The sequence below is a fragment of the Pseudomonas sp. GW456-L12 genome, from assembly GCF_059424045.1.
In genome coordinates this window covers 39,885-59,693 of sequence record NZ_JBWKZA010000026.1, presented here as the reverse complement: position 1 = coordinate 59,693, position 19,809 = coordinate 39,885, and the positions used below count along the sequence as shown (strand labels likewise).

The following is a 19,809-nucleotide window of genomic DNA, read 5'->3' as shown; positions in this document are numbered from 1 at the left end:
AATATTATTCCGGCCAGTGTCAAAAACGCCACAGGTCGGAAGATTCGGCCAGGCTTCACCTTGCGCGCATCCTCAGGTGATATCGCTGCGGCTGAACTCCTCGCCGAGAAAGTCGATCAGCGTGCGCACCGACGGCAGCAGGCCACGGCGCGACGGGAAGATCGCATGGACGATCCTGCACTTGGGCGCCCAGTCCGGTACCAGCTGCACCAGGCGTCCGGCGGCCATATCGTCGCGCACCACCACGCTGGGCAGGTGGACGATGCCGATTCCCGCCAGCGCCGCCTGGCGCAGGGCAATCAGGTCGTCGGTGACCATCCGCGGCTTGTGGCGAATCTGCGCGAGCGTCTCGTCGGGGCCGAACAGCTCCCACTGGTATTCGCGTTGCGCCGCGCCCCAATGCAGGCTCGGCAGGCCGCTGAGGTCGGCGGGCGAGGCGGGGCTCGACAGGCGCGCAAGAAAGTCCGGGTGGCCGACCAGGCACTGGGTGCTGTTGCCCAGCACCTTCATCACCAGGTCGCTGCTTTCCAATGGCGGGAAGCGCACCCGCAGGGCGATGTCGAAACCTTCGTGGATCAGGTCGACCCGGCGGTTGGTGCTTTCGATGAACAGCTCCACCAGCGGGTACTTGAGCATGTAGCGGGTCAGCATCGGCCCGACCCAGGAGTTGAGCAGCGCGGTCGGGCAACTGATGCGCACCAGGCCCTGGGGCTCGGAACGGTTGCGCTCGATGACTTCCGCGGCGCTTTCCGCTTCCACGCGCATGGCCAGGCAACGCTGGTAGTACTCATGGCCGATCTCGGTGAGCGAACAGTGGCGGCTGGTGCGGTGAATCAGGCGCACGCCGAGGCGTTCCTCGAGCTGGGCAATGCGCCGGCTGAGCTTGGACTTGGGCATGTCCAGGGCGCGTCCGGCGGCGGCAAAGCCGCGGTGTTCGACGACCTGGGTGAAGTAGTAGAGGGTATTGAGGTCTTCCACCATCGTTCTCCAAATAGAACGCTAAGAGCGATTTTTGCAGTCTAGTGCATCAAAGGTATGGGTTTTAAGGTGTATCCAACGAAATAACTCACCCATTTCGGAGGCACCCGCATGAAAAACATCATCGGTATCTACACCAGCCCACGGGCCCATTGGGTGGGCGACGGCTTCCCGGTGCGCACGCTGTTTTCCTACGACAACCTGGGCAAGCACATCAGCCCGTTCCTGCTGCTCGACCACGCCGGCCCGGCTGAATTCACCCCGACCCAGGGGCGGCGCGGCGTGGGCCAGCATCCCCACCGCGGCTTCGAAACCGTGACTATCGTCTACAAGGGCGAGGTGGAGCACCGCGACTCCACCGGCAGCGGCGGCAAGATCGGCCCTGGCGACGTGCAATGGATGACCGCGGCCTCGGGGATTCTCCATGAGGAGTTTCACTCCGCAGCGTTCGCCAAGTCCGGCGGCACCCTGGACATGGTCCAGCTGTGGGTCAACCTGCCGGCGCGGGACAAGATGGCCGCGCCCGGTTACCAGACCATCCTCGATGGCGACATCCCGGCCATCGCCCTGAAGGACAAGGCCGGCACCCTGCGGTTGATCGCCGGCGAGTACGACGGCGTCAAGGGTCCGGCGCGCACCTTCACGCCCATCGACGTCTGGGATATCCGCCTGAATGCCGGCAAGCCCCTGACCCTCGACCTGCACGAGGGGCGCAACACCGCCCTGGTGCTGCTGCGCGGCACGCTCCAGGTCAATGGCCAGGAAGTAGTGCGCGAAGGCCAGCTGGTGCTGTTCGAGCGCGACGGCGACCAGCTCAGCCTGGAGGCCAACAACGACGCGGTGGTGCTGCTGCTCAGCGGCGAACCGATCGACGAGCCCATCGTCGGCCATGGTCCGTTCGTGATGAACAGCGAGGCCGAGATCCACCAGGCTTTCGTCGACTTCCAGTCCGGTCGTTTCGGCCAGATGCCTGGTTGACCCCCACTTACCGACTTGCACAGGACGTGTCGGCCGGTTTCAGGGCCAGGGATGGCTGTGCCTTCAATAAATGCCCTAGACGAAAGAGGAACTGCACATGAACAACTTCAATGCTGCCAACTTCAATGGCGCCAAGCCGACCATCGACCCCAACGACGCGGCGATGCTGCTGATCGACCACCAGAGCGGGCTGTTCCAGATCGTCAAGGACATGGACGTGCCGCAATTACGGGCCAATGCCATCGCCCTGGCGAAAGCTGCGACCTTGCTGAAGATGCCGGTGATCACCACCGCCTCGGTGCCCCAGGGCCCCAACGGCCCGCTGATCCCGGAAATCCACCAGGAGGCGCCCCATGCCCAGTACGTGGCGCGCAAAGGCGAAATCAACGCCTGGGACAATCCCCAGTTCCGGGCGGCGGTAGAAGCCACCGGCAAGAAAACCCTGGTGATCGCCGGCACCCTGACCAGCGTCTGCCTGGCGTTTCCGTCGATCGCCGCGGTGCATGAAGGCTACAAGGTGTTCGCGGTGGTCGATGCCTCGGGCAACCATTCGCGGCTGGCCACCGATCTGACCATCGCCCGCCTGGCCCAGGCCGGGGTGGTGCCGATCGACATCATGGCGACGCTTTCCGAGCTGCAGGGTTCGTGGAACCGCCCGGACGCCGAGCAGTGGGCCGCGGTCTACGCCCAGGCCATGCCGCATTACCAGTTGCTGATCGAGAGCTACCTCAAGGCCCAGCAAGTGGCGAACGAGCACGAAGTGCTGGACTCCCAGCGCTGAAGCTGCACCCCCCCCACGCCGACGTCCAGTCGGTATCGACAAGAAGCGAGGACTACCCCATGACTACTGCCTACAAGCGTCTCGACAAAGACAACGCCGCCGTGCTGCTGGTGGATCACCAGGCCGGCCTGCTGTCCCTGGTGCGCGACATCGACCCGGACAAGTTCAAGAACAACGTGCTGGCCCTGGCCGACCTGGCCAAGTACTTCAAGCTGCCGACCATCCTCACCACCAGCTTCGAAACCGGCCCCAACGGCCCGCTGGTGCCCGAGCTCAAGGCGCTGTTCCCGGACGCGCCGTACATCGCCCGGCCCGGCCAGATCAACGCCTGGGACAACGAGGACTTCGTCAAGGCGATCAAGGCCACCGGCAAGAAGCAACTGATCATCGCCGGCGTGGTGACCGAGGTTTGCGTGGCCTTCCCGGCGCTGTCGGCCCTGGAAGAAGGTTTCGAGGTGTTCGTGGTCACCGACGCCTCCGGCACCTTCAATGCCCTGACTCGTGATTCTGCATGGAACCGCATGTCCACCGCCGGCGCCCAGTTGATGACCTGGTTCGGCCTGGCCTGCGAGCTGCACCGCGACTGGCGCAACGACATCGAGGGCCTGGGCACCTTGTTCTCCAACCACATCCCGGACTACCGCAACCTGATCACCAGCTACACCACTCTGACCCAGGGCAAGTGACCTGCCAGCGGCGGCTACACAAGGCAGCGAGCCCGACCGGGCTATCGGAGGTGTCGCGATTCCCTGTAGCCGCTGCCGCAGGCTGCGACAGGACCGAAGGTCCTTAAGCGGTTTCAAGACCCTGCGCCTGCTGCGCAGTCGATCGCAGCCTCGCAAGCTCGGCAGCGGCTACAGGGTTAGCGCCGATCGGTAGGTCACAACCCCTGTAGCCGCTGCCGCAGGCTGCGATAGGACCGAAGGTCCTTAAGCGATCTCAAGATCCCGCGCCCCTTGCGGGGTCGATCGCAGCCTCGCGGGCTCGGCAGCGGCTACAGAGTGAGCGACATCGTTGCAGGCAGGGGCCTCCCATGAGGCCCCTGTTTTTGTTTCTCCGGCTATACCTGCAAGGTTGCTTGTGTGAGATTGTCGCGCCTCTGACCGTGCTGGAGTTGCTTGATGCCGAACCTGTTCACCGACCACCCGCTGTTCGCCGCGCTGATCCTGATCCTGCTGGACATGCTGCTGTGGCGCCTGATCGGCGCGCGGGGCGGTTACTGGAAGCTGCTGGTGCGGGTGCTGATCTTCACCCTGTACAGCGTGCTGCTGTTCAACCAGGGCCTGAACCCGATGCAGGCGGCGCCCTGGCCGGAGGACGTGCCGCTGCACCTGGCCGCCACCGGGTTGCAGATCGGGTGGTGGCTGTTCGGTGCGCGGACCCTGACGGTGTTGCTCGGCACCCTGATGATGCAGCGGGTCGGGCATACCGGACGGCTGTTGCAGGACTTGATGGGGGCGGTGATTTTCCTGATCGCCATCATCGCCGCCATGGCCTATGTGCTGGAGCTGCCGGTCAAGGGCGTGCTGGCCACCTCCGGCGCGGTGGCGATCATTGTCGGCCTGGCGCTGCAAAGCACCCTCAGCGACGTGTTCTCCGGCATCGTGCTGAACACCACCAAGCCGTATCAGCTCGATGACTGGATCTCCATCGACGGCACCGAAGGCCGGGTCACCGACATCGACTGGCGCGCCACCCGGCTGCAGACCTCCCAGGGCAGCATGGCGGTGATCCCCAATTCCCTGGCGGCCAAGGCCAAGATCATCAACTTCAGCCGTCCCGCCGATATGCACGGGCTTTCCATCAGCCTCCAGGTCAGCCCCCATGCGCGGCCGCAAACGGTGATCGAGGCGCTGGAACGGGCCATGCTCGGTTGCCGTTTCCTGCTCCCCAAGCCGGCCCCCAGCGTGGCCCTGAAAAGCTCGGGCAATGCGGGGGTGGAGTACGAAATCAGCGGTTTCGTGGCCTCCATGGGGCAGAAGCGCGAAGTGCGCAACCAGTTGTTCGACCTGGCCTTCCGGCACTTGCAGGCGTCCGGCGTCAGCCTGTTGTCCAGCGGTGAAAGCAGCGTGGCGGCCCACCTGTCGCGCCCGCGGGCGCTGCTGGACAGCTCGAGCATCTTCTCCACCCTGCGCCAGGAAGAGAAGGAAACCTTCAGCCAGAACATGACCCTGCAGACCTTCCGCGCCGGCGAGACCATCCTGCCGGCGGGCGAGGTCAGCGATCACCTGCTGATCATCGAATCGGGGGTGGTCTCGGTCAGCCTGATCCGCGATGGCAAGCCCTTCGAGGCCGGGCGCATGGGGCCGGGCGAAGTGATAGGCGAGGCGGGGGTTGCCGATCAGGCGACCGCGGCGGACTTCTCGGCCAAGACCTTCTGCACCCTGTACCGCATCGAAAACGAATACCTCAAGCCGTGCCTGGATGCGCGGCGCGATATCAGCGATGCGATGAAAAACCTCCTGGATTTCCGCCAGCACATCGCCCAGACCCTGACCCAGGAAAGCCCACGGCCGGCGGTGAAAAAAGGCTTTATGCAGTGGCTACGCCGGCGCGCCTGAGCGTCCATGCACGCCCCCTGCAGGCGCGCAGCTTGCGCGCGATAGCGTCATCGGTGAATGGCCGCTGCGCGGATCGCGCGCAAGCTGCGCTCCTACGCAAGAGGGGGGCATTGGTCACCTGGTCTTAGCCGGAATTGGTTATTGGTAGGGACCGGGGCCGGGCTTAACGTAGCGCCACATTCATTTGATCTGGAGCCACACCATGCAACCGCGTATCGACTTCTACACCGCTTCGCCAGATGCCCTCAAAGCCATGATCGCGCTGGAAACCGCGGTATCGAAACTGCCCCTGGAAAAGTCGCTGATCGAGCTGGTGAAGCTGCGCGCCTCGCAGATCAACGGCTGCGCCTTCTGCGTCGACATGCACACCGCCGACGCGCGCAAGAGCGGGGAAACCGAGCGCCGCCTGTACGCGGTCTCGGTCTGGCGCGAAGCGCCGTTCTTCACCGACCGCGAACGGGCCGCCCTGGCCTGGACCGAGTCCCTGACCCGGGTCCGCGAAACCCACGCGCCGGATGCCGACTACGAGTTGCTGAGCAGCCAGTTCAGCCCCAGCGAGCAGGTCGACCTGAGCCTGGCCATCGCCACCATCAACAGCTGGAACCGCCTGGCGGTGGGTTTCCGCAAAATGCCCCAGGCCTGATTCCCGGGCTCACCGGCCATCGGCTGGCGGATGGAATGGACCGCCAGCGCGGCGTTTGGCGAGAAGGGATCAGGGCCCAAGCGGAAGCAGTTGGCGCAATGCGTGGCGAAGACTATTGTTGGCAATCTGAATAACTGCCCGAAGAGAGCGATGCCATGAACACCAGTGATTTGCTTGAACAGTTGTTGCGCGCCGGCCAGGCCTCGATGACGCAGCAGGGTGGCGGGGCCTCGGCACCGCAGGATGGCCTGGGAGGCCTGGGTGGATTGCTCGGCGGCCTGTTGGGCGGTAACAGCAGCGGCGGTGCTCCGGGTGGCCTGGGCGCTGGCGGCCTGGGTGGTCTACTGGGCGGCCTGCTGGGCGGTTCCGGCTTGGGCGGCGCGACTTCCGGTGGAGCCCCTCAGGGCCGCTCCGGCGGTGGCATGAACTACGCGGCGCTGGCCTCCCTGGGGATGATGGCGTTCCAGGCTTACCAGGCCTGGCAACAACAGCAACAATCGGCGGCGCCGCAACAGGCGTTGCGTACCGTCGACCAGCTGGCCGGCCCGGAAGCCGAAGAACACAGCCATGCCATCCTCCGCGCGCTGATCGCCGCGGCCAAGGCCGATGGCCGCATTGACGAGCAGGAAAAACAACTGATCAGCGCCGAGATCGGCCGTCATACCGATGACCCGCAACTGCAGCAATGGCTCGACGACGAAGTCGCACGTCCCCTGGACGCCGCCGACGTGGCCCAGTCGGCCGCGGGCGAGCCGGGCATGGCGGCGGAAATGTACCTGGCCAGCGTGATGCTGGTGGACGATCAGCAGGACGCCGAGCGCAGTTACCTGGACGAACTGGCGGCGGCGCTGCGGATCGACCCCGAGCTGCAACTGCACCTGGAGCAACAGGCCAAGGGCCAGGTGGCCTGAGCCACGAGGACCGGCTCCGCCAGGGGCCGGTCCATTTGTCCGCGTCGGGCATGCCATTCGACGCCCGGCATGCTCGATCCGCATCCCTTCCAATCTCTGCTTGGCTCCGACGACGCGCCCCGTGGCCGAGGTGGATTGTCGCAGCGTGGATTTATTCGCCATCTCCGGGGGCGGGCAGGGTGATAATGCCGGCCTGTCCATCATGCGAGCGCACCGTCGCCATGTTCGAGATCCAGCCGCAGAACCCCGAGCTTTTTCGCCAGCAGACCCGCCGCAGTACCTTGTTCATTGCCCTGATTTTCCTGTCCCTGGCCATGCTGCTGTCCAGCGCCGCGGTGCTGCTGTTCGGCACGCCGGGCGGCGATAACTTCAAGCTCAATGTCGCCGGTGTGCTAGCCGGGCTGGTGCTGAGCATGGTGCTGATGCGCGTGCGCTTCTGGTCGCAGCCGTGGATGGCCGCGGCGGTCTACGGCTGGCAGCTCAAGCGCAGCCTGATGAGCGTGACCAACGTCATGCACCACGTCACCGCGGGCGTCGAGGCCCAGGACCCGACAGCGATGAAACTGCTGCGCTTCTATCACCTGGGCCTGACCCAGATGCACCAGCTGGATGCCAACTCCAGCGCGTTGAGCCAGGCGGTGCATGAGATCGACCGGCACAAGGAGCGGATGCAAGCCCTGGGCATGGACACCGAGCAGAAGCGTTTGAATCCGGACTGGATCGAAGCGGTGAAGCGGATTCCGCTAGCAAAGTGACCTGCAAAGGGCGCGCGGTTTCGAAGGCTTTCCCCGGCCGTTTCCGAGCCGATTTCGACATGTGATGGGTGCATGCAATCCGCGGGTTGTATGCGCCGAATACATGGCAAAAAGGCAAAGAGTTATAACGTTAGATTTTATTTATATAAATGGACATAAGCATTAGCGCTATGCTGCCGCCAGTTTTTTACCTGGCCGCGGTTGATGCGTAGGGCTTATTGATGGATGTGGGTAATTTTGGTTTTGTAATCGCGGGCCTGCTGGTGGGTTTCATCGTGGGGATGACGGGGGTGGGAGGCGGTTCGCTGATGACCCCGATCCTGTTGTGGTTTGGTATCAACCCGGCGACCGCTGTCGGCACCGACCTGCTGTACGCCGCCATCACCAAGTCCGGCGGTGTGTTGGTCCATCAGAAAAACCGCAACATCGACTGGAAGATCACCGGCTGGCTGACCCTGGGCAGCGTGCCCGCGGTGCTGGCCACCCTGTGGTTCCTCAAGAGCCTGCACACCGACCCGCAAGCGCTGAACAGCGTGATCAAGCAGGCCTTGGGTTTTGTGCTGCTGCTCACCGCCCTGGCGATCCTGTTCAAGAAAAAGCTCCTGGCGTTTGCCCAGAAGCACGCCGGCGATCACTACCACCTGAAGGATTCCAGCCTCAACGGCCTGACGGTGGTCACCGGCGTGGTCCTGGGCACCATGGTCGCCCTGACCTCCATCGGCGCCGGCGCCCTGGGCACCGTGGCGCTGTTCATCCTGTACCCGTTCCTGGCCACCAAGCGCCTGGTCGGCACTGAAATCGCCCACGCCGTGCCGCTGACCCTGGTCGCCGGCCTGGGGCACGCGAGCATGGGCAACATGGACTGGCAACTGCTGGGCTTTCTGCTGATGGGCTCGCTGCCGGGGATCTGGCTCGGCAGCCACATGACCGGCCGCGTCTCGGACGAACTGCTGCGGCCGTTCCTGGCGCTCATGCTGTTTTCCATCGGCTACAAGCTGGCGTTCTGACCCCGCGCTGGCGGGGCGAGCCAAGAGCCTCCTGCGGGAGGCTTTTGTGTTTTTGCGGTTTGAGTGTGCACACTTGGGGCGGGCCGTGATGGACCCACCCCCCAGGCCTCTCTCAGCGTTGCGCCAACCAGTAATCGTGCAGCCCACGGGCGGCCTGTTCGACGCTGGCCACGGTCTGGCGATGCTGAGCCAGATCGAGGTCGGCCGGCAGTTCGAAGTTGTCCTGTTCGGCGCAGGTGATGATGGCTTGCAGTTGGGCGGCCTGTTCGGCGGGCAACTCGGGCCAGTTGCTCACGGCCATGGCGCGGATGTAGCCGAAACACCATTCTTCCGCCAGCGTCAGCGGCTGGTCCTGATGCTCGGTCTGTTCGAAACGCGGCTGAAAACTCGCCGAGTCGTTCGCCAGCGCCGTGGCGAGGGCGTTCAGATGGCGCACGCTCAGCTCGATGAAGCGCTTGCACTCCTCGGGGTCCTGCCAGTCCGGGTTCTGCCCGCCCCAGATGGCCGGGAACCATTCGGCGATGTCCACCTGGGCCGGGCCGGACACCAGGGCGGTGCAAAAACCGTCGAGCTCGGCCAGGTTGAGCACGGAGTGGTCGTCGCCATACTTGAGCAGGGTGTCTTCGATGAATTCGAACTCGGCGGGGCTGAGCGGCTGGTTGTGCATGGAGGGTTTCCTTGGAAAAACGTGCAGCCCCAGGGGCTGCGCGGAAAAAAGACGCGGAGGATGGCGCGTTCCGCGGCTTTTATCCAGCGCCGATCATCGTCGTGGAGCGCGTTGTCATAGCTGCGACGTGCTCCTGGTCGCTCCAGCGACCGGCCCGATAACCGATCCGGTCGCTGTTGTTCTCAGGGTTGCGCATCATCCAGTGCCTTGAGCAGGGCATGGGCGACCTTGACCCGTTCGGCGTTGGGGTAGTTCTTGTTCGCCAGCAGCACCAGGCCGATGTCCTTGCCGGGCACGAACAGCACATAGGCGCCGAAACCGCCGGTGGAACCGGTCTTGTTCAGCAGGGTATCGGCCCGCGGTGCCTGGGGCGGGGTGAGCCAGCGGGTCGGGTGCGGTTCGAAGGCCATCTGCGACGAGTTGCCGGCCAGCAGGGCGTCCAGGCTGAGCGGGTAGGGGTAGAGCTCCCAGCCCAGGCCCTGGGTCATGCCCTCGACCTGGTAATAGCCGGTGTGGGTGAGGGCGATGGCCTGCGGCCAGGGTTGCGCCAGCGACTCGGGCTTGAGGTTGGCCTGGACGAAACGCAGCAGGTCGGCGGCGCTGGTCTTGACCCCGTAGGCCTCGGCATCCAGGGCGCCGGGGCTGACCCGCACCGGCTTGCCGTCCTTGCCGTAGCCCTGGGCGTAATTGTCCATCTGTGACTTCGGTACCTGGATATAGCTGTGCTGCAGGCCCAGCTGCGGGAACAGCCGCTGTTCCATCAATTGCTCGAAGGGCTGCCCCAGGCTTTGCGCGGCCAGGTAGCCGAACAGGCCGATGCTCGGGTTCGAGTACAGGCGCTGGGCGCCGGGGGCATAGGCCGGTTTCCAGCCCTGGTAGTAGCCGAGCATCTTGTCCTGGCTGTCCCATTGTTCCGGGAACTGCAACGGCAGGCCGCCGGCGCTGTAGGTCCCCAGTTGCAACAGGCTGATGTGCTCGAAGGCGCTGCCTTTCAACGCCGGCAGGTAGCGGCTGGCCGGGTCGTTCAGGGACAGCTTGCCGCTGGCTTGGGCATAGGCCCCCAGGGTCGCGGTGAAGAGCTTGCTCACCGAGCCGACCTCGAACAGCGTGTCGGCGTCGACGGCCTTTTTCCCTTCTTTGGAGGCCAGGCCGTAGTTAAAGTAATGGGGCTGGCCCTTGAGGGTGATGGCCACCGCCATCCCGGCGATGTCCTGTTGTTGCATCAAAGGGCGGATCGCCGCGTCGACCAGGGGCTTGAGCGCGCTGTCCGGCTGGCTGGCGGCCAGGCAGGCGCTGGCGCCGGACAGCAGCAGGGAAATGGTGAAAAATCCGGATAGGGCTAGGTTTTTGTTGTGCATGATGGGCTGACATTCCATGATTTTGCAGAGTAATGGCCGCTGCACTCCGAGCGGCTTTTGCCAGCGCCTGCCCTTGCAGTCAGGGAGCAGCGCGCTGCGAGCCGGCTCAATGTAGGCGGTCGACAAAGGATCGGCAAACGACGATATTTCGCAGGAGCCATTAGAAAAACTAGGGAGTGGTCATGATCCGACCCCATCTGCCGCTGAATGCCCTGCGCGCCTTCGAGGCCTCGGCGCGGCATTTGAGTTTTACCCGCGCGGCCATCGAGCTGTGCGTGACCCAGGCGGCGGTCAGTCATCAGGTGAAAAGCCTTGAGGCCCAGCTCAACGTGACCCTGTTCAAGCGCCTGCCCCGCGGGCTGATGCTGACCAGCGAGGGCGAAACCCTGCTGCCGGTGCTGTGCGAGTGTTTCGACCGCATCGCCGAAACCCTCGGCCGCTTCGAAGGCGGGCATTACCGCGAAATGCTCAGCGTCGGCGCGGTCGGCACCTTTGCCGTCGGCTGGTTGTTGCCGCGCCTGGAGGACTTCCAGGCCCGCCACCCGTTTATCGACCTGCGCCTGTCGACCCACAACAACCGGGTCGACGTCGCCGCCGAAGGCCTGGACTACGCGATCCGTTTCGGCAACGGCGCCTGGCACGGCACCGATGCTGTCCAGCTATTGGAAGCACCGCTGTCGGTGCTCTGCGTGCCGGAACTGGCTCGGCAACTGCACAGCCCCGTCGACCTGCTCGGCCAGACCCTGCTGCGCTCCTACCGCACCGACGAATGGCCGGAATGGTTCAGCGCCGCCGGCTTGCCGGCCAGCACCCTGCCTGCGTGCAGCATCGTCTTCGACTCGTCCCTGGGCATGATGGAAGCCGCGCAGCAGGGTATAGGCGTGGCCCTGGCGCCGCCGCTGATGTTCTCCCGGCAGTTGCACGCCGGCAGCATCGTCCAGCCGTTCGCGGTGGGCATCACCACCGGCAGCTATTGGCTGACCCGCTTGCAGTCCCGGGCGCAGAGCCCGGCGATGCTGGCGTTCAAGGAATGGCTGTTGGGGACCGTGCAGGAAGGCTGAAGGCGGTCTGAAGACCAGGTGTTTCCCTGGGCGCAGAGCGTGCGGACGGGGAGGGCGCCAATGCAGATCGCCAGAACCGCCTGGCGCTGTTCTGGCGATCGTTTTTCGCGCGACTCAGCCTTGCAGCGCGGTCATCAGTACCTGCACCAGTTGACCGCCTTGTGGCGTCGCCCAGCTTCCCGCGAGTTCGGCGATCAGCTGGTTGGTGCTGGTCAGGGTCACGCCGCCCTTGTCCATCCGGCGCAGGGCGATGTCATCGGCCATGGCGCTGGGTGAACCGCCGGCGTCAGCCACCACCTGCACCTCATAGCCATCGCGCACCAGGCTCAGGGCCGGGTACACCGTGCAGACGTCATTGGTGACCCCGGCAATGATCAGTTTCTTGCGGCCAGTGGCCTGGACCGCCTTGGCGAAGTTGTCATCGTCCATGGCGTTGACGATCCCCAGGCGCTTGACGCGGGCGGCGAACTCGCCGGGCAGGATCTGTTCCAGTTCGCTCAGCAGTGGCCCCTGGGCGTATTCCTCCATGCTCGAAGTCAGGACCACCGGCAGTTGCAGGATACTGGCGGCCTTGGCGAGCATCAGCGCGTTGCGTTTCATCTCTTCGAAGGGAATGGATTTCACCCAGCCCATGGTCCCCACTTGGTGGTCGATCAACAGTAGGGCGGCATTTTCGGCACTGAATCTTTCGTAGGACATGATGGTGCTCCTGGTAGGTGAGATTGGGCGCTTGCGCCCCGGGGTTGATCTAGGGCGATCAGCGCGCTTGCAGCGTGCCGAACGCGCCGCGCTGGTAGGCCTCGACGGCCGCGGCCAGCGCCTCTTGCGAGGCAAGGGCCAGCGGCCCCTGCCAATACACCGGTTGCCCCAGGGGGCGGCCGGAAAACAGCACCGCCTTCGCCGGCCCCTGGTCCGCCCGCAGGCTGAGCTGGCGTTCTTCGGGTTGTGGCAGGCTCACTGGCAGTCGGGCGTGCATTAGGTCGAAGGGCTGGCCATCGACCGACAGTTCACCGTCGATCGGCATCACGAAGGCGCCATGGCCGGCCGCGATCGGCACCGTCACCTGCGCGCCTGGCTCCAGGGAGATGTCCAGCAAGCTGACCTCGGTGGGCAGCGACAGCGGCGAATGGATATCCGCGAAGCGGCCCAGTGGCACCCGGACTTTCACCCCCGGTAACTGCACCACCGGCACGTCCTCGGCTTCGAGGCTGAAGGCGAATGGCGCGCCGCCCTGCAGGTGCAGTGGCAGGTTGATGAACACCTGCAGCATGTGCACGGTCTTGCCTGTCTCGGTGGGCACTTCTTCATGCACCACGCCCGTGCCCGCGGCGGTCCAGTGCAGGCCGCCGGGCTGGATCAGGTTGCGGTTGCCCAGGGAGTCGCGGTTGTCGATCCCGGTCTCGGAGTCGAGGAACAGGTAGGACACCGCGGAAAAACCGGCATGGGGGTGCGGCGGGAACGTCGGCCCGCTGGTCCAGGCGTGGTCGACCGCGAGGAAGGGGTCGATGGACGTGGCGGGCTGGCCACCGCGCAGGGTGAAGGCACGGAAGTGGCTGCCGTGGTTCATCCGTTGCAGGCGTGCGATATGGGTCATGGCGGTGTCCTCAGGCGCCCAGGTTCGGGTAGTCGGTATAGCCTTGCGCGCCCGGGCTGTAGAAGGTCTCCTTATGCGGTGCATTCAGCTCGGCGCCCCGGCGGAAACGCTCGGGCAGGTCCGGGTTGGCGAGGAAGGCCGCGCCAAACACCACGGCGTCGGCCCGGCCATCGGCGAGCAGCGTTTCAGCGGCCTGCTGGTCGAGCCCGCCACCGATCAGGTAGCGGCCGTCGAACAGTGGGTGCAACAGGGCGTGGTAGTCGACGCTGGCGCCGAACAGGGCCACGTGCAGGTAGGCCAGGTCGAGTCCGCGCAACTGCTCCACCAGGTAGCGGTAGGTCTGTTGCGGGTTGGCATCGGTGATGTCGTTGAAGTTCATTTCCGGCGAGATCTTCAGGCCAACCCGGTCACCGCCGATTTCCGCTGTCACCGCCGCCAGTACCTCGAGGACAAAACGCGCGCGGTTCTCCACCGAGCCGCCGTAGGCATCGCTGCGCTGGTTGCTGCCGGACGAGAGGAACTGTTCCGGCAGATAACCCGAGGCGCCATGCAGCTCGACCCCGTCGAAACCCGCCTCGATGGCCAGGCGCGCGGCCTGCCGATAGCCCGCGACCACTGTGGCGATTTCTTCCACGCTCAGTGCATGGGGGGTGACGAAGTCCTGCAGGCCGGTCGCGGTCCAGGTCTGGCCCGCCGGCCTGATCGCTGAAGGGGCCAGGGGCAGGGCGCCTTCAGGCAGCAGCGAAGGGTGAGAGATGCGCCCGCAGTGCATCAGTTGCATGAAGATCTTCCCGCCGCGCGCGTGCACCGCCGTGCTGACCTGCTTCCAGGCCGCCACCTGTGCCGCGGTTTCGATCCCCGGGGTACGCACGTAGCCCTTGCCCAGGGCGGCGGGGAATACCCCCTCGGAAACGATCAGGCCGGCGCCGGCGCGCTGGGCGTAATAGGTTACCGCCAACTCGCTGGGCACCCCGGCATCATCGGCGCGGGAACGGGTCATGGGCGCCATGACCAGGCGGTTGGACAAGTGGTGGCGACCTACTTGGACGGGGGAAAAAAGCGAACTCATGGCAGTGCTCCTCAATGGGCGATGTGGTTATCATCGATCAATCCAAAGGCGGGATAAATCCGTCTAAATTGAAATGACTGATCCATTGGTGGAGCAATCAGCGTGGAGTTTCTGAACGATATGGCGCTGTTCGTCGAGGTGGTGAAGGCGCGCAGTTTCCGCCGCGCGGCGCAAGCGATGGAGATGCCGAACTCGACCTTGTCGCGGCGCATCAGCGGCCTGGAGAAGGCCATCGGCCTGCGGCTGCTGCACCGCACCACTCGCAAGATCGAACTGACCGAGGCGGGGCAACTGTACTTCGAGCGCTGCAAGCGCATCGTCGAGGAGGCCCGGCTCGCCCACGAGCAACTGGGGGAAATGCTGGCGCGGCCCAGCGGCCTGTTGCGCGCCTCGCTGCCGGTGGATTTCGCCACCATCTACCTGGCGCCGCTGATCGCCGAGTTCGCCGGCCGTTACCCGGGCATCAGCTTCGATTTCGACCTGACGCCGCGCCAGGTCGATTTGATCAGCGAGCCGGTCGATGTGGTCATTCGCATGGGCGAGCCACCGAGCTCGAACCTGATCGCGCGCAAGCTCGCCAGCCTGCCGCGCTTTTTGTACGCCTCACCGGCTTATCTCGAACGGTTCGGCGAGCCGGCTCATCCGCAAGATCTGGCGGGGCATGAATGCCTGCGCCTGCGCTCGCCCAAAGCCGACAACTGGACGCTGTCCCGTCCAGGCGAAACGCTGGAGATCGAGGTGGGCGGGCGCTTCCAGCTCAACAGCGTGGGCCTGATCCGCCGCCTGGCGACGCTCGACCTGGGCATCGCCGTGCTGGCGCAAGGCATAGTCGCCGAGGAGCTGGCCAACGGCAGCCTGTGCAGGGTAATGCCGCAGTGGCAAGCCAGCCCCATCCCTGTCTACGCGCTCACCGAAACCCGCCTGCTGCCGGCGAAGACCCAGCGCTTTATCGAGTTCCTGCGGGAGCGGCTGGAGGAGGGCTGATCGATTCGGCTCGTGCCTGGGGCCCTCAGGATCGATCACTGCTGGGTGGACGATACCTCTGTCAGATAGCCCATGTACCCCTGGGAGAAGTCCAGGTACGCCCGCACGATGGCCGAGGGGTGACGGTGGGACGGGTAGAGCAGATTGATTTGCTGCTCGGGCAAGGGATAGTCGGGCAGCAGCGCCAGCAGCCGGCCTTCGCGGATGGCACGCGCCGCGAGGAAGGGCGGCAGCTCCGTCACCAGGTCACCGGCCAGCGCCCGGCTGCGCAGGTGCGCATAGTCGTTGGTGGCGAGCATGGCCCTGGGCTTGAAGGCCACCTCTCCCAACTGCCAGGTCCCCGGGCTGCCCTGGCTCCAGACTCCGCAGGGGTAAGCATTCAGCGCCTCGACGCTGCGGGGCGGGCCCAGCCGCTCAAGCAACGCCGGGCTGGCTACCAGCAGGTGGCGATAGCTCAGCAGGCGGCGGGCGACCATGGTCTCATGGGTAATCGCGCCGACCCGCAGCGCTACATCCACGCCGTCTTCGATGAGGTCGATGCGCCGCTCCGTGGTATGGACGCTGACCTCGACCTGCGGGTAGCGGCGCTGGAACGCCGACAGCACATCCCACCAGGGTTCGAACGAGGGCGGCAACGACAGCCGCAAGCGGCCTTTCAACAGGGCCTGATCGCTGATCACCGCCTGTTCCCCTTCGATCAGCGCCTCGATACCGCGGCTGGCGTGTTCGTACAGGCGCGCCCCCGAGTCGGTGAGCTTGGTACCCCGTACCGAGCGTTCGAGCAGTTGCACTTTCAACTGCTGTTCGAGCTCGCGAATGCGTCGGCTCAAGGTGGGCAGGGGAATCTCCAGGCGCTCGGCGGCGGCGGAAAGGCTGCCGGCCTGCGCCACGCTGACAAACATCCGGACGGCGTTGAAGTCCATGGCTGATCCTCTCGCTTATGAGAGGAAGACTATCTGTTGTGTGGATTATCTTCCAGTTTCGCTTGAAGGATAGTGACGCCACTGCCTTGACGGCAATCGCTCCGACCCACAGCGTACTTGAGGAATTCCAGCATGAAAGCTTATGTGATCGAACAGACCGGTGGCCCGCAAGTCCTGCAATTGCGGGATATCCCGTCCCCCGAGCCGACGGCCGACGAAGTCCAGATCCGCGTCCGCGCCTTTGGTCTCAACCGCGCCGAAACCTATCTGCGCGCTGGCAAGATGGGCGCCATCAGCGCACCTCGGGTGCCGGGCATCGAGGCGGTAGGTGAAGTCATCCAGGACCCCTCGGGTCTGTTGCGCACGGGCCAGCGGGTGGTCACGGCCATGGGCGGCATGCAGTTCACCCGCAATGGCAGCTACGCCGAGCAGGTGACGGTGCTACGCAGCAACGTGATTGCGCTGGATGACACTTCTTTGTCCTGGGAACAACTGGCTACGCTGCCGGAGGCCTACCTCACGGTATGGGGTGCGCTGGACAAGAGCCTGGGCATCCAGAAGGGCCAGACCTTGCTGGTTCGCGGAGGCACCTCATCGGTTGGCCTGGCCGCCATCACCTATGCCAAGGCTCGTGGATTAAAAGTCATCGCCACCACCCGCAACCCGGAAAACAGCCAGCGCCTTTACCAGGCAGGGGCCGACGTGGTGGTGGTCGACAACGGCGATATCGCCCCGCGCATCCGCGAAATCGCGTCTGCTGGGGTCGATGCGGCCCTGGAAGTCGTTGGCGCGCCCACGCTGCGAGATACCCTCAAGACCCTGCGCCCCTTCGGTGCGGTGAGCGTGATCGGGCTGCTCGGCGGCGCGCCGATTCTGGAGCAGTTCCACCTGATGCAGGACCTGCCCGCGGGCGTGCGTCTGAACTTCTTCCCGAGCGGCTTGTTCGGTACGCCGGCCCTGCCCTTGCAGGACACTCCGCTGTCGTGGCTGGCCAAGGAACTCGCCGCCCAGCGCATACCGTCCATCCATACCCGAACCTTTGCCTTTGACGAAGTCCGCGAGGCGCATCGCCTGATAGAAAGCGATCGCGCACTGGGCAAGCTCGTCGTCGTGCTTTGATCTCAAGGAAAACATCATGGGTATTCGATTGATCACATTGGTGCTTGCCAGCCTGTTGCTGCCCCTGGCGGCCCAGGCTGCCCAGCCAGCCGCCGAGGCAGGTGTGACGGCGGCGGTCACCCAACAGCTCAAGCGCTATGAAACGGCGTTGAACGCATCCGACCTCGACCACGTCATGACCCTGTATGCCGGCGACGCGGTGTTTATGCCGCAGAACAGCCCGCCGGCCGTGGGAAGTGACGCGATACGCGCGGCGTATCGGCAGATCTTCGACCTGCTCAGGCTCGACGTGCGTTTCACCATCGATGAAATCCAACCGCTGTCACGGGACTGGGCGTTCGCCCGGACCCGTTCCAACGGTACGGTGAAGTTGCTGAAGGGGGATCAGCCTGCCGCCAGTGAAGGCAATCAGGAGGTTTTCCTGTTGCATCGAGAAAGCGATGGCCAATGGCGTTTTGCACGCTATATCTTCTCGACCACCCAGCCACGCAAGTAGCTGAAGGAAGCAGAGGCGCGGCGCTGCCTTGGAACAGGCCACGGATGGGGCTCGGTGTTCAAGCGCGCTGTTAGCGGGTGGGATTGGAACTGGTCATGCTCCATCCCGCCCTTGCTTGTTTACCCGCCGATTACTTGCCCGCCAGCAACGCCGGAGTGCGCGGCGGAATCAGGCGTTTGCTGCCGGTGGACTCGTAGGCCGCCGCCAGGCGCAGCAGGTTCGAATCGTCGTAGGCGCGGCCGGCGAAGGTCAGGCCGATGGGCATGCCGATGTCTGGCATGACGCCCATCGGCACGGTGACCGTGGGCACGCCCAGGTGGCGGATGGCGAGGTTGCCGTTGGCTACCCAGACGCCATTGCTCCAGGCAATGTCCGCGGACGCCGGGTCGACATCGGCATTGGCCGGGCCGACGTCGGCCACGGTGGGGAAGATCACCGCATCAAGGCCGAGACGGTCCATCCAGTCCTCGAGGTCGAGCTTGCGGGTTTTCTCCAGGCCACGCAGACCGTCGGGCACGGTGGGGATCTGATCCCAGGGGGTGATGCCGCGCTCGGCCATCTTCACGTACTCGTCCATGCCGGCGGCCAGGTCGCCTTCGCGGTTGGGCAGGGTGCCCGGGTCGTGAGGGAATATCAGCGGGCCATCGACATCCACCAGGCGATTGAGCTGCGGGTCGCCGTTGGCTTGCAGGAAGTCATCGAAGGCCCAGGCGGTCAGGTCCCACAACTCATGGTGCAGGAACTCTTTGGACACCAGGCCGCGGTTGAACACCGTCGGCGCGCCGGGGCGATCGCCCTCGCAATTGGACACCAGGGGGAAATCCACTTCGAGCACCTCGGCGCCGGCGGCTTCGAGCGCCTGGCGCGCCTGCTGCCAGAGGCCGATCACCGAAGGGCGGGTGTCGATGCGTTGTCCGGTCGGGCCACCGATTCCCGGTGCCTCGCTGGTGCCCGCCTCAGGGTCGGCGTTGATGTACATGCGTGGCACGCCGAAGCGCTTGCCGGCCAGGGCGCTGCTGCTGGCGGCCAGTTCCTGATAGGAAGCCGGGCGCACCGAGGCCACGCTGGGAATCGGCACCCAGGGTTGCAGGCGCCACAGATCGCCACGGGTGTCCGGGTCCTCGGCGACCACCACGTCGAGCACTTCGAGCAGATCGGCCATGGTCCGGGCATAGGGCACTACCACGTCCATGGTCGGGGTCAGCGGCCAGTTGCCGCGCACCGAGATCACCCCGCGCGACGGGGTGTAGGCACACAAGCCGTTGTTCGAGGCCGGGCCGCGACCGCTGGACCAGGTTTCCTCCGCCAGGCCAAAGGCGGCGAAGCTGGCGGCGGTGGCAGTCCCGGCGCCGTTCGACGAGCCCGAGGCGAAGGGCGCGGTGAGGTAGGCGGCGTTGTACGGGCTTTCCGCGCGGCCATAGACCCCGCGCTGCATGCCGCCGTTGGCCATGGGCGGCATATTGGTCTTGCCCAGGCAGATCGCCCCGGCGGCGCGCAGCCGTTCGATGGTGAATGCGTCGCGATAGGCGATCAGCCTGGCGAAGGCGGGGCTGCCGGAAGCCGCGGTGAGGCCCTTGACCAGATAGCTGTCCTTGGCGGTGTAGGGAATGCCATCGAGCGGACCCAGGGTTTCGCCCCTGGCCCGGCGGGCGTCGGAGGCCTGGGCTTCCTTGAGCGCGTCGGGGTTGCGTACCACTACCGCATTGAGGGCGGTAGGCGTGTCGGGGCCGTCGTAGGCATCGATCCTGGCGAGATAGGCCTGGACCAGTTCGACCGCCGTGGTCTGGCCTGATTCGAGCGCGGCGCGCAGTTGGGCAATGGAAACCTCGGTGACTTCGATCATGCTGTTACCGCCGGCTGCTGAGGGGCGATGTAGTGAAAGTTGCCATCACACTGGCACTGGGGTTTGGGCGGCTTGGGCACA

The 19,809-nt window shown here is 65.1% G+C and carries 20 protein-coding genes; 12 read left to right on the top strand and 8 right to left on the bottom strand.

What is annotated here, in order from left to right; translation table 11 throughout:
* Nucleotides 1–72 precede the first annotated feature (72 nt).
* Entirely contained in the window at nt 73–981 is a 909-nt protein-coding gene (locus AC07Y9_RS25170; protein WP_102680637.1) for a LysR family transcriptional regulator, read from the bottom strand.
* A 108-nt stretch (nt 982–1,089) separates the two neighbouring features.
* Here AC07Y9_RS25170 and AC07Y9_RS25165 point away from each other — a divergent pair, with 108 nt between their 5' ends.
* The 8 genes from AC07Y9_RS25165 (at nt 1,090) to AC07Y9_RS25130 (ending at nt 8,614) form a co-directional block, all read left to right on the top strand.
* A complete protein-coding gene (locus tag AC07Y9_RS25165) occupies nt 1,090–1,956 on the top strand; it encodes a pirin family protein (RefSeq protein WP_102680638.1) in 867 nt (288 codons plus the stop codon).
* 97 nt (nt 1,957–2,053) lie between these two features.
* Nucleotides 2,054–2,737 (top strand): isochorismatase family protein, encoded by a 684-nt coding sequence (locus AC07Y9_RS25160; protein WP_007927869.1) that lies wholly within the window; start codon nt 2,054–2,056, stop codon nt 2,735–2,737.
* Nucleotides 2,738–2,796: 59 nt separating this feature from the next.
* Nucleotides 2,797–3,423 (top strand): isochorismate family cysteine hydrolase YcaC, encoded by a 627-nt coding sequence (ycaC, locus tag AC07Y9_RS25155; RefSeq protein ID WP_007927871.1) that lies wholly within the window; start codon nt 2,797–2,799, stop codon nt 3,421–3,423.
* 435 nt (nt 3,424–3,858) lie between these two features.
* Nucleotides 3,859–5,298 carry a mechanosensitive ion channel family protein gene (locus AC07Y9_RS25150; protein WP_102680639.1) on the top strand — a complete coding sequence of 480 codons (1,440 nt, stop codon included), beginning with the start codon at nt 3,859–3,861 and terminating at the stop codon, nt 5,296–5,298.
* Between the two features lie 202 nt (nt 5,299–5,500).
* Nucleotides 5,501–5,941: a carboxymuconolactone decarboxylase family protein gene (locus tag AC07Y9_RS25145; RefSeq protein WP_102680640.1), complete on the top strand. Its 441-nt coding sequence runs from the start codon at nt 5,501–5,503 to the stop codon at nt 5,939–5,941.
* Between the two features lie 155 nt (nt 5,942–6,096).
* Nucleotides 6,097–6,852, top strand: a complete 756-nt coding sequence (locus AC07Y9_RS25140; RefSeq protein WP_102680641.1) for a DUF533 domain-containing protein — start codon at nt 6,097–6,099, stop codon at nt 6,850–6,852.
* A 221-nt stretch (nt 6,853–7,073) separates the two neighbouring features.
* Nucleotides 7,074–7,607 carry a DUF3087 family protein gene (locus AC07Y9_RS25135; protein WP_037035113.1) on the top strand — a complete coding sequence of 178 codons (534 nt, stop codon included), beginning with the start codon at nt 7,074–7,076 and terminating at the stop codon, nt 7,605–7,607.
* Nucleotides 7,608–7,828: 221 nt separating this feature from the next.
* The gene (locus tag AC07Y9_RS25130; protein WP_037004885.1) at nt 7,829–8,614 is read left to right on the top strand and encodes a sulfite exporter TauE/SafE family protein; all 786 of its coding nucleotides are present in this window, start codon (nt 7,829–7,831) and stop codon (nt 8,612–8,614) included.
* 112 nt (nt 8,615–8,726) lie between these two features.
* On the opposite strand, the gene AC07Y9_RS25125 is transcribed toward AC07Y9_RS25130, so the two are convergent.
* Nucleotides 8,727–9,281 (bottom strand): UPF0149 family protein, encoded by a 555-nt coding sequence (locus AC07Y9_RS25125; protein ID WP_102680642.1) that lies wholly within the window; start codon nt 9,279–9,281, stop codon nt 8,727–8,729.
* Between the two features lie 182 nt (nt 9,282–9,463).
* Nucleotides 9,464–10,639, bottom strand: coding sequence for a class C beta-lactamase (ampC, locus tag AC07Y9_RS25120; RefSeq protein WP_102680643.1), 1,176 nt, complete (start codon nt 10,637–10,639; stop codon nt 9,464–9,466).
* 182 nt (nt 10,640–10,821) lie between these two features.
* Here ampC and AC07Y9_RS25115 point away from each other — a divergent pair, with 182 nt between their 5' ends.
* Entirely contained in the window at nt 10,822–11,700 is an 879-nt protein-coding gene (locus AC07Y9_RS25115; protein ID WP_102680644.1) for a LysR family transcriptional regulator, read from the top strand.
* 114 nt (nt 11,701–11,814) lie between these two features.
* On the opposite strand, the gene AC07Y9_RS25110 is transcribed toward AC07Y9_RS25115, so the two are convergent.
* Genes AC07Y9_RS25110 through AC07Y9_RS25100 form a run of 3 tightly spaced genes read right to left on the bottom strand, consistent with a single transcriptional unit; the run spans nt 11,815 to nt 14,363 of the window.
* Entirely contained in the window at nt 11,815–12,399 is a 585-nt protein-coding gene (locus AC07Y9_RS25110; RefSeq protein ID WP_102680645.1) for an isochorismatase family protein, read from the bottom strand.
* A gap of 58 nt (nt 12,400–12,457) precedes the next feature.
* Nucleotides 12,458–13,294 (bottom strand): pirin family protein, encoded by an 837-nt coding sequence (locus AC07Y9_RS25105; protein WP_102680646.1) that lies wholly within the window; start codon nt 13,292–13,294, stop codon nt 12,458–12,460.
* A 10-nt stretch (nt 13,295–13,304) separates the two neighbouring features.
* Entirely contained in the window at nt 13,305–14,363 is a 1,059-nt protein-coding gene (locus AC07Y9_RS25100; RefSeq protein ID WP_102680647.1) for an alkene reductase, read from the bottom strand.
* Nucleotides 14,364–14,465: 102 nt separating this feature from the next.
* Between AC07Y9_RS25100 and AC07Y9_RS25095 the strand changes: the two genes are divergently transcribed.
* Nucleotides 14,466–15,347 carry a LysR family transcriptional regulator gene (locus AC07Y9_RS25095; protein ID WP_053261993.1) on the top strand — a complete coding sequence of 294 codons (882 nt, stop codon included), beginning with the start codon at nt 14,466–14,468 and terminating at the stop codon, nt 15,345–15,347.
* A gap of 35 nt (nt 15,348–15,382) precedes the next feature.
* Here the strand turns inward: AC07Y9_RS25095 and AC07Y9_RS25090 are convergent, their stop codons facing one another.
* On the bottom strand, nt 15,383–16,270 hold the full coding sequence (locus AC07Y9_RS25090; RefSeq protein WP_102680648.1) for a LysR family transcriptional regulator: 888 nt from the start codon (nt 16,268–16,270) through the stop codon (nt 15,383–15,385).
* Nucleotides 16,271–16,402: 132 nt separating this feature from the next.
* Here AC07Y9_RS25090 and AC07Y9_RS25085 point away from each other — a divergent pair, with 132 nt between their 5' ends.
* Both AC07Y9_RS25085 and AC07Y9_RS25080 read left to right on the top strand, forming a co-directional pair.
* Nucleotides 16,403–17,389 (top strand): zinc-binding alcohol dehydrogenase family protein, encoded by a 987-nt coding sequence (locus AC07Y9_RS25085; protein WP_102680649.1) that lies wholly within the window; start codon nt 16,403–16,405, stop codon nt 17,387–17,389.
* A 16-nt stretch (nt 17,390–17,405) separates the two neighbouring features.
* Nucleotides 17,406–17,885, top strand: coding sequence for a YybH family protein (locus AC07Y9_RS25080; protein ID WP_102680650.1), 480 nt, complete (start codon nt 17,406–17,408; stop codon nt 17,883–17,885).
* Between the two features lie 130 nt (nt 17,886–18,015).
* Here AC07Y9_RS25080 and AC07Y9_RS25075 read toward each other — a convergent pair whose 3' ends face one another.
* Nucleotides 18,016–19,728 carry an amidase gene (locus AC07Y9_RS25075; protein ID WP_102680651.1) on the bottom strand — a complete coding sequence of 571 codons (1,713 nt, stop codon included), beginning with the start codon at nt 19,726–19,728 and terminating at the stop codon, nt 18,016–18,018.
* Between the last annotated feature and the right edge of the window lie 81 nt (nt 19,729–19,809).